Origin of the sequence: Bacillus cereus group sp. N24, from assembly GCF_016483345.1 — a bacterium.
Classification (GTDB): domain Bacteria; phylum Bacillota; class Bacilli; order Bacillales; family Bacillaceae_G; genus Bacillus_A; species Bacillus_A toyonensis.
Window position 1 is genome coordinate 444,094 of the sequence record NZ_JAEHCA010000001.1, and the last position, 14,247, is coordinate 458,340.

Here is a 14,247-nt window from a genome sequence, read left to right on the forward strand (position 1 = left end):
ACGTTTTATAATTAAAGAAAATTATGGAAGAAAGAAGTTGTTACATTCATGCGTCCACCTTTAACAAAGTCTATATCTCTTGAAGATTTCCAAAACTATTATTGGTTGAAAGCTGAACTACAAATATTTTGTCGTGAGTATGATTTACCAGCTAGTGGCTCTAAGATCGAAATAAGCGGTCGTATCTCACATTATTTAACTACAGGTAAAGTATTAAAAAACAGTTCTCATCAAAAGGTGAGTAAAGCTTCCCTATCCAATAAAGATCTTTCCCTGCAAACGATTATCACTGAAAATCATCGATGTAGCGAAGATGTACGTGCTTTTTTTAAAGAAAAAATTGGAGAAAACTTCCGCTTTACAGTAGCTCTTCAAAAGTTTTTTAAAGAAAATATCGGAAAAACATATGAAGACGCTATAACGTTTTGGTATGAGGAAAACGAACGTAAAAAAGACCCTACGTATAAAACAACTATTGGTACACAGTTTGAATACAATCGTTTTACTCGCGATTTTTTTGAAGATCCAAATAACAAAGGAAAATCAAAAGCTGACGTTATCGCTGCTTGGAACGAAATAAAAGTAAAACCTGGTAGCAATGCTTATATTCCTCAAAAAGTAGAAAACTAGTTATCTTGCTAGTCTTCTACTTTCTCAAATAATAGAGCAAGTCCTATTCCGCCCCCAATTCCTAATGTCGCCATTCCATATTTCATAGAATCTCTTTTTGCCTGATAAAACAAACGTGTCACAAGCATAGCGCCAGATGCACCATACGGATGACCGAGTGCAATTGCACCACCATTTACATTTAATTTTTCGTACGGGATTTGTAATTCCTTTGCACAAGCAACAACTTTCGAAGCAAATGCTTCATTTATTTCGAAATAATCAATATCCTCTACTTTTACATTCATTTTATTTAATATTTTTTTCACCGCAAATATCGGACCAGTCCCTGGAAGAGTTGGATCCACTCCAACTACAGCACTGCGAACAAAGCGAAGGACAGGCTTATATCCTAATTTTCGAGCTTGCCCTTCTTCCATTACAAGTACAGCACACGCCCCATCATTAACACCACACGAATTCCCTGCTGTCACCGTTCCATTTTGTAAAAATGCAGGTTTTGTTCTCTTAATCATTCTTTCATACTGCATTTCTCGCTTTATAGCTTCATCTAGTAATCCATTAAGTGACAATATTTCATCTTGTATATATCCATTTTCTAATGCTTGTAGCGTCCGCTTATAACTTAAGCAAGCGTACTCATCTTGCATTTCTCTCGTTATGTTATAACGCTCTGCAACAAATTCAGCCGCTACTCCCATATCAGGATCACCAATTGCTTCAGGTGAAAATCGTGCCCTCTTTTGAAAAGGTGACGTACTTGTACTCTCTGCTCCCCCGGCGATATAACAGTTACCTGCCCCACCTTGAATGAGATGACACGCGGTACGAATCGCTTCTAAACCAGCACCACATTGCCGATCAATTGTTACACCAGGAATATGATAACTAAGTCCTGCTTCTAAAACAGATAATCTTGCAATATTCCCCCCTGGTCCAACAACATTCCCTAATATAACATCGTCTATTTCCCTCTCAATTCCTTTACCTAGAAATGAAAGAAGTGGCGCTGCTAATTGCTGAACTTCATAGTCTTTCAATATCCCATTCTTCTTACCAATGGGCGTTCTTTTCGCCTCTACAATAACTGCTCTATTCATGTATCTTCTCCTGATTTCTAACTATACTTTCGGCTGCAATGCGGGCTACTTTCCCGCTATTTGTATAAGGTATTTCATCTACAAAATACCATTCTTTCGGTATTTTAAAAGAGGATAATCTCTGTAAGCAAAAGCTCTTTAATTGTTGCTTCGTAGCACTTCCTTTTACGATAGCGACAGGCTTTTCACCCCAATAACTATCTTTTACACCAACAACAACAATTTCTTCAACAGCTTGATGCGTATATAACACACTTTCTATCTCTTCTGGATAAATATTAATTCCACCAAATAGAATCATATTTTTCTCTCTACCAACTATATATATAAACCCTTCCTCATCTTTATAACCTACATCATGCACTGTCATCCAGCCCTCTTCAGTTAGCTCTGGAACTAAAACACCATCTAATATGTATCCCATAAAAAACTGATCACTTTTCACATAAACTGTTCCTATCTCACCTAGCTGTACTTCTTCTCCTGCTTCATTACATATTCGAACTTGCACATTGTGACACGGTTTCCCTACTGAATTTGGCTTTTTTTCACTCTCATCATCGACTAATGCTGTTACAAAACTTAGTTCCGATGCACCGTAAAATTCGTATTTTTTTGCATAAGGAAATATACTCTTTATTTTTTCTTTCGCTTCAGCTTCCCATTTTGCTCCTGACGAAATAATTTTTATCTTATTTTCTATTATTCTATTTTCTTTATATAAAGACTCCAGCATTGTTGGTACTGTATACATGACCGAAATATTTTCAGTCTCTAACTTATCCAACACTTGATCTGGAATAAACTTTCTCATAACGTGCACCGTTTGTCCTTCATATAATGCACTTATTGCACCGTATAAGAAAAGAGAGTGAACGAGCGTTCCAGCTATTAAAATAGAATCCTCCTTTCTCATATGAAAGTCATGTACATTACAATCAAAACTATGAACCCACGATTGTTGTGCACGCAAAAATGCTTTTGCTTTTCCAGTCGATCCTGATGTAAATCCCATATAAAAAGGGGCATTTTGTACATTTTCTCCAGGATAATCTGTAGGAAGGTGGTTCTCTATTCTTTGTTTCCATTCATCAATTGCAAGTACTCTTCCTTCTTCATCTGAAATATCATTTAACTTATACCGTTCCGTCACAACCATATCCGGATTACTAATTGCTAGTCTTTCTTTTAGCTCATCCTTTTTCCATTTCACATCTAATGGTACACAAACCCACCCAGCCATAGCAGCACCCGCAAATAGTTGTAAAAACTCCATACGATTTTCTAATACAATTGCTATTGTTTTATTCTTCGATTCTGTTACGCGCAACCAGTTTGCTACTTTACAAACTGATTCAAACCACTCTTTATATGTTAAAGCTCTATCGTTTTCCTTTATCGCTATTTTATTCGGTTGTAAAGAGGCATGCTTTTTATATTCTTTTATAATCCCCATTTGAGACGTCCTTTCTTTACAAAATAACAAAAAGAAACACGTAATGAACGTGTTTCTTCTCTTTATCATCCCGCATTTGTATATTTTCCATTCTTTAAAGCGGGCGTAATAATGTGTTTCAATGAACGATGTAATTTTGTCACGAGAATTGCTGCAATAATTGCTTTTATGCAATCCCCTGGTAAAAACACAGCACTCACTTTCATTGTCTCCCATACAGAAACATCCATTAAGAAAGCTTGTACAGTAATGCCAAATACGTAAACTACGAAAATACCACCAATTATATTAATACATAATACTTTTATAATAGAAACTTCACGTAAACGCTCAATTAAATATCCAATTACAAACGCTCCAACGATATAACCAAGTAAATATCCTGCACTTGGTCCAACAAATACACCTGGACCCCCACGTCCACCCGCAAGTAATGGTGCTCCAACTCCAACTATAAGTAAGAAAACGAGCTGACTTAATGCCCCAAGACGTGATCCTAACAGGCCACCTGCAAGCATAACACCAAGTGATTGTAATGTAATCGGAACTGGTGTGATAGAAAGAGCAATTGGAGGTATTAACCCTAACACTCCCATAATAGAACTAAATAAAGCGACGAAAACTAAATTTTTTGTATTCATATTTGCTTCTCCTATTTGTAAACTTAAAGTCGTTTTTAGATAACATATTATAGGAGTTATATTATCTTCCTATTTTTCTTTTGTCAACCATAAATTAATATAAGTTTACAAATGACAATTCTGTTATTTCTCTTTATACAAATGCTCAAGTTCTTTTCGAAGTGCCTGTTTCAAAAACTTTCCAACAGATGTTTTCGGTATTTCTTCCATAAATACAATATCATCTGGTAACCACCACTTCGCAAACTGCGGTTTTAAAAACTCATATATTTCTTCTTTTGTAACCGTACTATTTTTCTTTTGAACAACGCAGGCAACTGGGCGTTCTTGCCACTGCGGATGAGGAATTGCAACGACAGCCGCTTCAAATATAGCATCATGTGCCATTAAAGCATTTTCAAGATCGACTGAAGAAATCCACTCGCCCCCGCTTTTAATAACATCCTTCGTACGATCAACAATTTTCACGCAGCCTTCCTCATCAACTGTAACGACATCGCCAGTATATAACCAACCGTCACGGAATCCTTCGACAGTACGATCATCGTTATAATAGCTTTCAGCGATCCAAGGTGCTCGTAAACATAATTCTCCCATCTCCGTACCATCCCACTTCACTTCACCATTTGTACCGACTACTTTCATCTCTACACCAGGTACAAGATATCCTTGTTTGGAGCGGATTTCTAATTGCTCTTCATATGATAATTCTGTTTCATAACTTTTTAAACGTGCAAGCGTTACGAGTGGACTCGTTTCAGTCATACCATATGCATGTACGAAAGGAACATTATATTTTTGCTCAAATGCTTTAATAACGCTTTTCGGTGCAGCTGCACCACCGCATAATATTCTCGTTATACTAGATAAATCGTAACTATTATTTTCTAACTCTTGTAATACACCGAGCCAAATTGTCGGCACACCTGCTGCTATCGTTACTTTTTCAGCTTGAATCATCTCTAATAAAATTTTTGGCGTAAACATCGGTCCTGGCAGAACTTGTTTAGTTCCAAACCAAGTAGCTGCAAAAGGAAGTCCCCAAGCATTCACATGGAACATCGGTACAATTGCCATCGCCGCATCACTTTCCGATAAAGCAGCTGTATCCGCTAAACCAAGTGCCATACAATGCAATACAGTACTACGATGCGTATATACAACACCTTTTGGGTTTCCTGTAGTCGCTGACGTATAACACATACCAGCAGGTGTATTTTCATCAATATCTTTTACAAATTGGAAATTTGGATCGCCTTCTTCTAATAACTTTTCATAATGATATACAGGTTCTAGCGTAGTATTTGGAAGTTCATCTTTATCAGTCATAATAATGTAGGCTTGTACAGTTGATAATTGTGATTGAATATTTTCAACGAGTGGTACGAGATCTTCATCTATAAGTAGAATGCGATCTTCTGCGTGCTGAATAATGTATGAAATATGTTGAGGAGATAAACGAATATTAATTGTGTGCAAAACAGAAGCAATACCAGGAATAGCAAAATACGCTTCCACATGTCGATGATGATTCCATGCTAACGTTCCTATACGCTCGCCTTCTTTAATTCCTAATTTTTTTAACGCACTAGAAAGCCTTCTCGTCCTTTCACCTAACTGCTTATACGTTAACGTCGTAACTGTATCATGTGTCCGTGATACAATTTCTTTCTTTGAAAACAGTTTTTCTGCTCTTTCCATCATAGAACTAATTGTTAGCGGTACATTCATCATCATATTGGTTACATCCCCCTTTAAAGCGTTTTCATTTTTTGTTTATTATAACAGACTTTTATAAATAATTACGAAATTTTTCTGTATTTTCTGAATTATTTCTTTGGAAATAATTCAGAACAATAAAAAACATGTTTTGAATACAATGATCCAAAACATGTTTTTCTCTTGCTTATAAACTATCTACCTTTTTTCTTACTTTCTTTTTGAGTTTAAAGATAAAACGATTACTATATTCTTTATTTTCTACTAAAATTCGATACGTCTCTAACACGCCTAACACACGAACAAAAAGATAAACTCCAATAGCAATAAGTACAACACAATAAGGGTAATACTGCACGAGCTCTCCTGACGTGATTCGTTTTTTCTCAAATAAAAATGGTATTGCTCCTGCTGCGATAAAACAAAATCCAACGATCACTACTGCTGCATACTTCTTCTTAATAGTCGCATACCTTTTTGTCAATTCTTTTAGAAAGTTTTGATCAAACAGTAATTCTTCCTTTTTTAATACATTGTATCGACTCTCTTCTAGTGTTACAGGTACCATCATTGCTCCAATTCCAAGGACCGCAATGATAATGACAAGGAATGTAGACATTGTTGCATTTTCTTTAAATAATAAATACGGTATTGTAGATAAAATAAGCAAGCTAAATCCTAATGCGATATATTTAGAAATTTTTTGTCCATACACTACATACCCTTCCGCCATTTCCTTACTTACATAATAACCATCTTCCTTTTCATTACTTTGCTCAGCAGTTTCTTTTAATAAGTAATCAAGAGAGACTTCAAATACATTTCCAATCATTATTAACTTTTCAGTTTCAGGAAAACCTTGACCGTTTTCCCATTTACTAACTGCTTGCCTTGTCGTGTTTAGTTTCTCAGCTAACGCTTCTTGAGAAAGGCCCTTTTCCTTTCTTAATTTAAAAAGCTTTTCACCAAATCCCATATGTGTGTCCCCCTTTGTTTTCTTAACTAAATTGTATGTAAACATTGTCTTTATCTCTATCTTCCTGCGGTTGCACTTTGTCAACTTACGGTTGCGATCATGTTATATAGAGGTTTTCTATACGATTTAGCTAGTTTTCTTCTATAATTGTGATATTAAGAAACACAATACTTCTCAATAACCAATTGTAACAATTAAAGGTAAATATTGTTATAAAAAAATAAAAACCCCCTTATTAAATTAAAGGAGTTTTCAATATAAAATATTTCATTGATTCATATATCTTTCCCTAGATATACAATATCTTTTCGTATCACGATACTTACCTTTAATGAACAAATCCTTTTGAATTGTACATTCGTATTCCATATTCAAACGTTTCATTAATTTTTCAGATGCTTCATTTTCTGAATTACATCCTGCTTCAATACTATTAAGACGTAACTCATTAAAACCATAGCTAAAAAAAGCTGACGCCGCCTCAGTAGCTAATCCTCTACCCCCATATTTTCGTGATAAGGCGTATACAATTTCCGCTTTATGTTCAATTACATCATATTTTATAAATCCATAAGTCCCTATGAGTTTTTGTTCCTCTCTTAATACAATTTTAAGGGGAGCTACTTTTTCTTTTTCATATTGACTCACAATTTTTTCTATATATTTTTGTGTGTCATGTAACGATTGATAAGCATCCCATACAATATACGTTTACATTTCTTTATCTGAGGCATACTCATATATATGTAAAATATCACTCATATTAATTCCCCGTAATATAAGATGTTTCGTATACAACGCTGGATATGACCACCTCTCAACAATCATAACGGCTTCTGCTTAAACTTTTCATAATTCCGTACCTTCAATGAAAGGATATTCCCGCAATCTGTACAAATATAAGCATCTACTGGTGAAGATGTGAACATCGTTTCCTTTTTCCGTATTTGTGCATAACCGATAAACTCACCTTCTCCTATGTTTTGAGAACCGCAATTAGGGCATGTCTGCACGTCTTTCTGTTTCATGAGAGCACCACCTTTAATCTGTTTCCACTTCCCTTCGACAGTTCACTTCCATTTCCCTTCCAAAAAACCTCTTATTCTCTTACATTTCAACAGGAATCTCAGAATAAAAATCGTATATGTACTATGAACTATATTAATTGACGGAGGAATCTTATGAGTATGATTATGACATTCAATGCAGCACAAGAAATTGAAAACGCAGAAATAGATATGCTCTCTTCTAGATTAGCGCTACTACAAGCAATAAGCGGAAATCCAATGCAAATACAAATGAAAAATTTCGGGAGTGCCACTGCCTTTTCATCAAAAGTAATTACTGGTCCTGCTTTTAATACAGTAAAAGGCATTACATATACAAATACAGATGCGATAGATGAAATCATCTCTTATTATGAATCACTACAAATCCCTTGCCGTTTTGAAATTACACCAGCGCAAGGTACAACTGAACTATTTCAATACTTATCTAAAAAAGGTTTTTATCAATCTAGCTTCCATACCGCTTTATATAGTATACCGAAAGAAGATCCATCCCTTATTCCTTCTAACATTTCAGTGCGCCAACTAAAAGAAAATGAATTTGATATTTTTGCAGACATATATGTACGCGGATTTAATATGCCTTCCTTTACAAAGGATGGTGTACGTCAAAATAACGAAATTCTTCACAATGAACCAGGCTGGTATTTTTTCATAGCAGAAGTTCAAAATATTCCTGCGGGCATTGGTGTCCTATATATAAATAAGGGAATTGCATCATTAGCTGCTTCTGCTACTTTGCCAGAATTTCAGCGTATAGGCTGTCACACTACATTAATTCAAAAACGAATTGAGGCAGCTATTAAATCCAATTGTAATTTTATAGTTGGACAAGCAAGGTTCGGTAGTAGTAGTCAAAATAATATGGAACGCGCTCATTTGAAAATCGCTTATACAAAATCAATATGGACTGCAAAAGACATGTAATTAACATTCTTTCTCTTTCCATTACAATTTTATACATTGTTTGACAATTCCTTTTCTACCCTATTAATAATTCGAATATTCAAACTATATTTGTTACGCTATTACTAGATACATCATTCAACTTGCAATATGAAAAGAGAATTCTAATCAAACTACAAGGAGGAGAAATGTATGACAAAGCATAATCATGGTTTAAAAGAAAAAGTAGAAGGTGCCATTGATAAGGTAAAAGGTGAAGTAAAAGAAGTTGTCGGGAAAGTAACGGATAACAAAAAATTACAAGTCGAAGGAAAATGGGATAAAATAAAAGGCAATGCAAAAAGCACTGTCGGTAATGTAAAAGAAAAAGCACACGGGTATAAAGAACATAAAGAAGACAAATAAAAAAAGAGCCATTCGGCTCTTTTTTATTTCCCTTCATTCTTCTCTAACACATACAAATCTTCTTCAATATTCGTTAACTTCTCACTTACAAGCTTTCTTGCATCTCCAATTGCTTGATTGTATGCAAATGGTCCAACTAATTTAATCATTTCTTCTATTAAACGCTCTGCTTGGAAACGTCCAATTTCATCTAAATCTTCTTCCATGAAAAATTGCTGAATTTGCGCTACAAGCTCTTCTTTTTTATCATTTGGTATTTTTATATTCATCATCGTTGTTACTCCTCTATATTTAAGATACTATTTTTCTTAACTCTACCATAGAAAAACGATTTCCAGGACAACTTTTTGTTACTCCCACTAGCTCCCTATGACCTAGTATATTTTCCTTCTTTATAGCAAACTGTTTCATAAACATTTTACATAAAGAATATAATGCATTCATTTGTGCAGTAGTTGGATCATACTTATCAAAATTACCCGTCATACATATTCCAATTGTATCTCGATTATTGTCTTTCGCATGTGCTCCAATATGTAACCCTCTTCCTTCAATTACCGTTCCGTCCTCTTCAATAAAATAATTGTAACCAATCCCGCTCCACCCTCTTACAGTTTGATGAAATTCATGTGTTTTATACACATCCCATCCATCTTCTGACGTATGGTGAATAATAAGTTTATTTACTTTCCCTAAAGGAACTAACTCATCTTGAAATATTAAATTTACACATTTAATTTCCATATGAACTTCCTCCTCTTAAAAATCGATCATAATAATTGTCTTATCATCTGGCCTTATTCTCTTTTCCCCTTCTAACTCTTCAATGATTGCTACGTATTCGTTTATACTATTCTTTCTTATATATGCAACAGTTTGTTCGAGTGACCAATCTGGATGAAATAACCCATCTGAACAAATAAAAATCCCACTCACTTCATCTATATGTAATTCACCGTGTTGTAAATAATGGATGGCTTCTTTCATTCCGTTTGCAACGGAATACCCGCCCTCCATATTTGCAAGATAACGATTGTATTTTAACTGTTCTCGAACATCTTGAAAAACATGTTCTTCTGGCACAAATAAACCTTTTTTACGATCTTCTTCTCTCTTCTTTTTAGCTCGTTTACTAATTCCTTTAACTGTGTCTTTCGTTACTACTTGCATCGTTCCATTTTGAAGAATTGCAACGATCATACAGTCCCCTAACTGCGCATATTCAATTTTCTCACCATTTATTTGAACTGCTGCAATACATGTACACCACAAATGCTCTTTTTTTCTCGTATCAACCTTATATTCTAGCATCTTGTCCTGCAATAACTCATTTGCTCTTGCAACCGCGACTTGTAAACTAAGATTTTCCCGTAATGAAGTAAAATGACTTGCAAATAAATGTGAAGCGATGTATGCTCCATTATGTTCCTTTTCGTCACGAAACGGAACGAGCGGTGTTGCACCATCACATACACCATAAATATTTTTATCTTCATTACAAAAATAAGAATCCTCACACTCTTGCTTCAACGGGCTTTTTTGTTGATAAGTCGTTATCCTCATTTCTGTATCCCCTTTCAAATTACAAAACAATCAAATTGTTTCGATTAATCTAATTTTCCAAAATAAACTGTTTTTACCCAAAACTTTCAATATCATATATAATCTTGAAATAATATGAATTTTTTAGTGAAGGACGGGAAAAAGATGATCAGATTTCTCGGTGTTATTATTGGTTCTTTTATTATTGCGATTGCCTTTAATCTTTTCCTTATCCCCCACAAAATTTTAAGTAGTGGAATTGGCGGAATTGCTATTATTTTAGGGATTGTAACTCCTGTAAACACAGGTATTATTAACTTCGTATTAAACTTACCTATCCTTATTTTAGGATACATAGGTCTTGGAAAAAAAGTAATTTTTAACACAGTTATCTCTGTAATTGTATTATCTGTTGCATTATACTACGTTCCAGTAAAAATCGTAGCAACAGATCCACTTTTATCATCTATCTTCGGAGGTGTTATTGCCGGAGCTGGTATTGGTCTTGTTTTTAATTGTAATGGATCCACTGGTGGATTTGATATTATCGGTATGTTGTTATCTCGTAAGCGTGACATTAAACTTGGTGGATTCCTTATTGTTTTAAATGCAGTCGTTGTAGTAATTGCAGGATTTTTCTTCACTTGGGATGTTGCACTTACAAGTTTACTTTCAATTTATGTAACTGGTAAAGTAATTGATGCTGTTCATACGAAACATCGTAAAGTTACACTTATGATTGTAACAAATGAAGCGGAAAAAATGAAAAAACAGCTTCTTTCAACTGTTGTACGTGGTATTACATTACTTGATGGAGAAGGTGCTTATTCAAGCGAGAAAAAACGTGTACTTATGACAGTCGTTTCTCGTGAAGAATTAGCAAGTATGAAACTAACAATTTCTGAAATTGATCCGCATGCGTTCGTTAATATTACAGAAACTGTAGAAGTATTAGGGCTTTTCAGAAGAGGTTAAAGACTAGGTGGGAAGCCACCTAGTCTTTATTTTGCATAAATTCAATTCGATTTCCAAATGGATCAGACACATAAAATCTAATCACATCTGGCCGGGCATGATCATCAATCACTTCAATCCCTTGTTCTATAAGCATTTGCTTAAATTCATTAATTTGAGTCACATAAAAAGCTGGATGTGCCTTTTTAGCTGGTGTAAAATTCTGTTCCACACCAATATGGATTTCTTGATTCCCACACTTAAACCAACATCCACCTCGTTTTTTTAACTCTTCTGGCTTTGGAATTTCTTCCATACCAATTTTTTTACCATAGAATGCACGTGCCTCTTCTTCACACCCTACAGGTGCAGCTACTTGTACATGATCGATTCCTTGAATAAAACTTTTCATTTTCTCTCCCCCTCTTCTATTCTAATATTATAAGGAAAACACATCCCTGTAACTTACAAAAGATTTATAAAACAATATAAGCTGCCCTTATTACCACCTTATATTCCTTTTGCAAAAAATAAAGAAAACAAATTTTTTTCTGTAACTTCCATTTTTTATAGAAATACACATTACATCTATATTATAGTTATTATTAGACAAATCTTTTAGATGCTAGTTGTACGGAGGAAATATTATGAGTCGTAAAAAATATTCATCAACTCTAAGAAAACGTCATCCGAACATTTCTGGACGTTTGCGAAACCATATACAAGATCGTTCTTTAGCAGAAATGTACGCATCTCTGTTCGAACATAATCCTGATAGTATTATTTCATTGAATTTAGAGGGAATTATTCTACATATCAATCCTTCTGCAGAAAGAATACTAGGCTACACTTCTTTAGAATTAGAACGGAAAAACATTATCTCTATTTTAGAAGCTCATATTTCTGAGCAAGTATTACAGTATATAAAGAATACCGAAGCAGACAATCAGCAAGAGTATATCCTATCTATTTATCATAAAGAGGGCTATTTATTAGACGTCGTAACAAAACTAGTTCCTATTTTTGTCCAACATCGTCTAACAGGTGTCTATGCGATTATGAAACCTCTTGAAAAATCAGAAAGAATCGAAAAAATGTTACAAGAAAGCGAGAAGAGATTACGTACATTAATGAATGCAATGCCTGCGTTTGTTATATTTAAAGATCATGAAGGTCGCTGGCTTGAAGCAAATGACTATGCACTTTCCTGCTTTAATTTCCATCATGTACCTTATCACGGGAAAAAGGACAGTGAACTCATTCAATATAATGCAGCGTACCGAGAAGCTTTTTTACATTGTGAAGAAGTAGATGAACTAGCATGGCAAAAAAGACAAATTCTTCACGGAGAGGAATTTATTATACATAGAGATGACTTCGACCTCATCTTAAGTATATCAAAAGTCCCTCTTTATCATCCTGACGGTTCCCGTAAAGGCCTTATCGTGATGGGAAGGGACGTTACCGAGCTAAAAGAGACTGAAAAATTATTACGGAAATCAGAAAAGCTCGCCGTAGTTGGACAACTGACAGCTGGAATTGCCCATGAAATTCGAAATCCACTCACTTCTCTAAAAGGTTTTTTAACATTGCTACTTCCTGAAATAAATGAGGAGAATAAATGGTATGTAGATGTTATGCTAAGTGAAATATCACAAATGGAATCCATTACGAGTCAATTTATGGCGATGTCTAAACCTCAAGTTTTATCCGTCCAAACTTACAACATACAAACTTTAATTGAAGAGGTAGTCACATTTCTTTTACCGACTGCCATCATGCACAGCGTCCATATTATTATGGATCATTTTAACCATAAACATGACATTCAATGCGACGGTAATCAATTAAAGCAAGTTTTTATTAACATATTAAAAAACGCAATAGAAGCGATGCCAAATGGCGGAAATATTTTCATTCAAATCAAATCGTTAGACAATAATTTCATCGTAATTCGTATAATTGACGAAGGCTGTGGCATTCCAGAAGATCGTATATCACGTTTAGGTGAACCGTTTTATAGTTTAAAAGAAAAAGGTACCGGCCTAGGACTCATGATGTGTTACAAAATAATTGAAGAGCACCATGGTAAATTACACATTTCAAGTGAACTAAACAAAGGTACCATCGTTGATATTCAATTACCACTTTCTTCATCCCATCTTGCAATCCAGTCTTAAATAAAAAAGAAGCATCTGCTAACGATTAGCAAATGCTTCTTTTTTATTTCCTTCTACAATACTGTTTTGTCATACCATTCTTTTGCTTTTTCTACTTCACCCATTGTTAATTGATGCCCTCTATTTTCCCAATGCATTATTACATTAGCGTTTGCATTTTCTAATAACGTCTTCAATTCTTCTGACTCAGAAGGCGCACAAATTGGATCATTTGTCCCAGCTGCGATAAATACCGCTGTTTCTGCTAAATTAGGCAATTGGATTCCTCTTCTAGGCACCATTGGATGATGAAGAACAGCAGCTTTTAACGCATCTTCATAATGGAATAATAAGCTCGCTGCAATGTTCGCTCCATTTGAATAACCGATAGCTACAATGTTATTTCTATCAAATTCATATGTTTTTGCCGCTTCGTTTAAAAATTCATTTAACTCCTTCGTACGGAAAATTAAATCTTCTTCATCAAAAATACCTTCTGCTAATCTACGGAAGAAACGTGGCATCCCATTCTCTAATACATTTCCACGAACACTTAATACCGAAGCTCCCGGATCAATTATTTCTGCAAGTGGTAATAAATCTAGTTCATTACCGCCCGTACCATGAAGTAATAACAGCACTGGTTTTGAAGTATCTTTTCCTTTTTGAAAAACATGTTTCATCATAATCCT

17 protein-coding genes are annotated in these 14,247 nt (G+C 34.7%); 5 read left to right on the plus strand and 12 right to left on the minus strand.

What is annotated here, in order from left to right:
- The first annotated feature begins 48 nt into the window (after window positions 1-48).
- On the plus strand, window positions 49-630 hold the full coding sequence (locus tag JDS95_RS02165; RefSeq protein ID WP_001247736.1) for a DUF6434 domain-containing protein: 582 nt from the start codon (window positions 49-51) through the stop codon (window positions 628-630).
- Between the two features lie 8 nt (window positions 631-638).
- On the opposite strand, the gene JDS95_RS02170 is transcribed toward JDS95_RS02165, so the two are convergent.
- The 7 genes from JDS95_RS02170 to JDS95_RS02200 all read right to left on the minus strand — a co-directional run bounded on the left by JDS95_RS02170 (window position 639) and on the right by JDS95_RS02200 (window position 7,550).
- Window positions 639-1,730, minus strand: a complete 1,092-nt coding sequence (locus tag JDS95_RS02170) for an acetyl-CoA C-acyltransferase (RefSeq protein ID WP_001077968.1) — start codon at window positions 1,728-1,730, stop codon at window positions 639-641.
- The gene (locus JDS95_RS02175; protein WP_000511378.1) at window positions 1,723-3,186 is read right to left on the minus strand and encodes an acyl-CoA synthetase; all 1,464 of its coding nucleotides are present in this window, start codon (window positions 3,184-3,186) and stop codon (window positions 1,723-1,725) included. The genes JDS95_RS02170 and JDS95_RS02175 overlap by 8 nt, the downstream gene beginning before the upstream one ends.
- Before the next feature lie 65 nt (window positions 3,187-3,251).
- Window positions 3,252-3,827: a biotin transporter BioY gene (locus JDS95_RS02180; RefSeq protein ID WP_001093347.1), complete on the minus strand. Its 576-nt coding sequence runs from the start codon at window positions 3,825-3,827 to the stop codon at window positions 3,252-3,254.
- A 123-nt stretch (window positions 3,828-3,950) separates the two neighbouring features.
- The gene (locus JDS95_RS02185; RefSeq protein WP_000980194.1) at window positions 3,951-5,564 is read right to left on the minus strand and encodes a long-chain fatty acid--CoA ligase; all 1,614 of its coding nucleotides are present in this window, start codon (window positions 5,562-5,564) and stop codon (window positions 3,951-3,953) included.
- A 169-nt stretch (window positions 5,565-5,733) separates the two neighbouring features.
- Window positions 5,734-6,522 (minus strand): helix-turn-helix domain-containing protein, encoded by a 789-nt coding sequence (locus JDS95_RS02190; protein ID WP_307837960.1) that lies wholly within the window; start codon window positions 6,520-6,522, stop codon window positions 5,734-5,736.
- A 267-nt stretch (window positions 6,523-6,789) separates the two neighbouring features.
- Entirely contained in the window at window positions 6,790-7,227 is a 438-nt protein-coding gene (locus JDS95_RS02195) for a GNAT family N-acetyltransferase (protein ID WP_226534225.1), read from the minus strand.
- A gap of 119 nt (window positions 7,228-7,346) precedes the next feature.
- Window positions 7,347-7,550: a hypothetical protein gene (locus JDS95_RS02200; RefSeq protein ID WP_000810202.1), complete on the minus strand. Its 204-nt coding sequence runs from the start codon at window positions 7,548-7,550 to the stop codon at window positions 7,347-7,349.
- 153 nt (window positions 7,551-7,703) lie between these two features.
- Here JDS95_RS02200 and JDS95_RS02205 point away from each other — a divergent pair, with 153 nt between their 5' ends.
- Entirely contained in the window at window positions 7,704-8,516 is an 813-nt protein-coding gene (locus JDS95_RS02205) for a GNAT family N-acetyltransferase (protein WP_199690197.1), read from the plus strand.
- A 171-nt stretch (window positions 8,517-8,687) separates the two neighbouring features.
- Window positions 8,688-8,900 (plus strand): CsbD family protein, encoded by a 213-nt coding sequence (locus JDS95_RS02210; protein WP_000160659.1) that lies wholly within the window; start codon window positions 8,688-8,690, stop codon window positions 8,898-8,900.
- 23 nt (window positions 8,901-8,923) lie between these two features.
- Here JDS95_RS02210 and JDS95_RS02215 read toward each other — a convergent pair whose 3' ends face one another.
- Genes JDS95_RS02215 through JDS95_RS02225 form a run of 3 tightly spaced genes read right to left on the minus strand, consistent with a single transcriptional unit; the run spans window position 8,924 to window position 10,463 of the window.
- Window positions 8,924-9,172 carry a DUF2164 domain-containing protein gene (locus JDS95_RS02215; protein WP_000981064.1) on the minus strand — a complete coding sequence of 83 codons (249 nt, stop codon included), beginning with the start codon at window positions 9,170-9,172 and terminating at the stop codon, window positions 8,924-8,926.
- A 19-nt stretch (window positions 9,173-9,191) separates the two neighbouring features.
- The gene (locus JDS95_RS02220; protein ID WP_000402959.1) at window positions 9,192-9,644 is read right to left on the minus strand and encodes a peptidoglycan recognition protein family protein; all 453 of its coding nucleotides are present in this window, start codon (window positions 9,642-9,644) and stop codon (window positions 9,192-9,194) included.
- Between the two features lie 15 nt (window positions 9,645-9,659).
- Window positions 9,660-10,463 (minus strand): protein phosphatase 2C domain-containing protein, encoded by an 804-nt coding sequence (locus tag JDS95_RS02225; RefSeq protein ID WP_001223368.1) that lies wholly within the window; start codon window positions 10,461-10,463, stop codon window positions 9,660-9,662.
- 144 nt (window positions 10,464-10,607) lie between these two features.
- Here JDS95_RS02225 and JDS95_RS02230 point away from each other — a divergent pair, with 144 nt between their 5' ends.
- The gene (locus JDS95_RS02230) at window positions 10,608-11,417 is read left to right on the plus strand and encodes a YitT family protein (RefSeq protein WP_000617799.1); all 810 of its coding nucleotides are present in this window, start codon (window positions 10,608-10,610) and stop codon (window positions 11,415-11,417) included.
- Between the two features lie 19 nt (window positions 11,418-11,436).
- Here the strand turns inward: JDS95_RS02230 and JDS95_RS02235 are convergent, their stop codons facing one another.
- Window positions 11,437-11,808 (minus strand): VOC family protein, encoded by a 372-nt coding sequence (locus tag JDS95_RS02235; protein WP_000834553.1) that lies wholly within the window; start codon window positions 11,806-11,808, stop codon window positions 11,437-11,439.
- Window positions 11,809-12,043: 235 nt separating this feature from the next.
- On the opposite strand from JDS95_RS02235, the gene JDS95_RS02240 reads away from it, so the two are divergent.
- Window positions 12,044-13,576, plus strand: a complete 1,533-nt coding sequence (locus JDS95_RS02240; protein WP_000087663.1) for a BA3702 family sensor histidine kinase — start codon at window positions 12,044-12,046, stop codon at window positions 13,574-13,576.
- A 53-nt stretch (window positions 13,577-13,629) separates the two neighbouring features.
- Here JDS95_RS02240 and JDS95_RS02245 read toward each other — a convergent pair whose 3' ends face one another.
- Window positions 13,630-14,241 (minus strand): alpha/beta hydrolase, encoded by a 612-nt coding sequence (locus tag JDS95_RS02245; RefSeq protein WP_000975466.1) that lies wholly within the window; start codon window positions 14,239-14,241, stop codon window positions 13,630-13,632.
- Window positions 14,242-14,247 lie beyond the last annotated feature (6 nt).

What these genes read in the sequence shown, in the direction of transcription:
- JDS95_RS02205 (WP_199690197.1), top strand. Translation starts at nt 7,704, where the DNA reads ATGAGTATGATTATGACATTCAATGCAGCACAAGAAATTGAAAACGCA.
- JDS95_RS02245 (WP_000975466.1), bottom strand. Translation starts at nt 14,241, where the DNA reads ATGATGAAACATGTTTTTCAAAAAGGAAAAGATACTTCAAAACCAGTG.
- JDS95_RS02210 (WP_000160659.1), top strand. Translation starts at nt 8,688, where the DNA reads ATGACAAAGCATAATCATGGTTTAAAAGAAAAAGTAGAAGGTGCCATT.
- JDS95_RS02220 (WP_000402959.1), bottom strand. Translation starts at nt 9,644, where the DNA reads ATGGAAATTAAATGTGTAAATTTAATATTTCAAGATGAGTTAGTTCCT.
- JDS95_RS02190 (WP_307837960.1), bottom strand. Translation starts at nt 6,522, where the DNA reads ATGGGATTTGGTGAAAAGCTTTTTAAATTAAGAAAGGAAAAGGGCCTT.
- JDS95_RS02165 (WP_001247736.1), top strand. Translation starts at nt 49, where the DNA reads ATGCGTCCACCTTTAACAAAGTCTATATCTCTTGAAGATTTCCAAAAC.
- JDS95_RS02180 (WP_001093347.1), bottom strand. Translation starts at nt 3,827, where the DNA reads ATGAATACAAAAAATTTAGTTTTCGTCGCTTTATTTAGTTCTATTATG.
- JDS95_RS02200 (WP_000810202.1), bottom strand. Translation starts at nt 7,550, where the DNA reads ATGAAACAGAAAGACGTGCAGACATGCCCTAATTGCGGTTCTCAAAAC.
- JDS95_RS02215 (WP_000981064.1), bottom strand. Translation starts at nt 9,172, where the DNA reads ATGATGAATATAAAAATACCAAATGATAAAAAAGAAGAGCTTGTAGCG.
- JDS95_RS02225 (WP_001223368.1), bottom strand. Translation starts at nt 10,463, where the DNA reads ATGAGGATAACGACTTATCAACAAAAAAGCCCGTTGAAGCAAGAGTGT.
- JDS95_RS02235 (WP_000834553.1), bottom strand. Translation starts at nt 11,808, where the DNA reads ATGAAAAGTTTTATTCAAGGAATCGATCATGTACAAGTAGCTGCACCT.
- JDS95_RS02240 (WP_000087663.1), top strand. Translation starts at nt 12,044, where the DNA reads ATGAGTCGTAAAAAATATTCATCAACTCTAAGAAAACGTCATCCGAAC.
- JDS95_RS02230 (WP_000617799.1), top strand. Translation starts at nt 10,608, where the DNA reads ATGATCAGATTTCTCGGTGTTATTATTGGTTCTTTTATTATTGCGATT.
- JDS95_RS02170 (WP_001077968.1), bottom strand. Translation starts at nt 1,730, where the DNA reads ATGAATAGAGCAGTTATTGTAGAGGCGAAAAGAACGCCCATTGGTAAG.
- JDS95_RS02185 (WP_000980194.1), bottom strand. Translation starts at nt 5,564, where the DNA reads ATGATGATGAATGTACCGCTAACAATTAGTTCTATGATGGAAAGAGCA.
- JDS95_RS02175 (WP_000511378.1), bottom strand. Translation starts at nt 3,186, where the DNA reads ATGGGGATTATAAAAGAATATAAAAAGCATGCCTCTTTACAACCGAAT.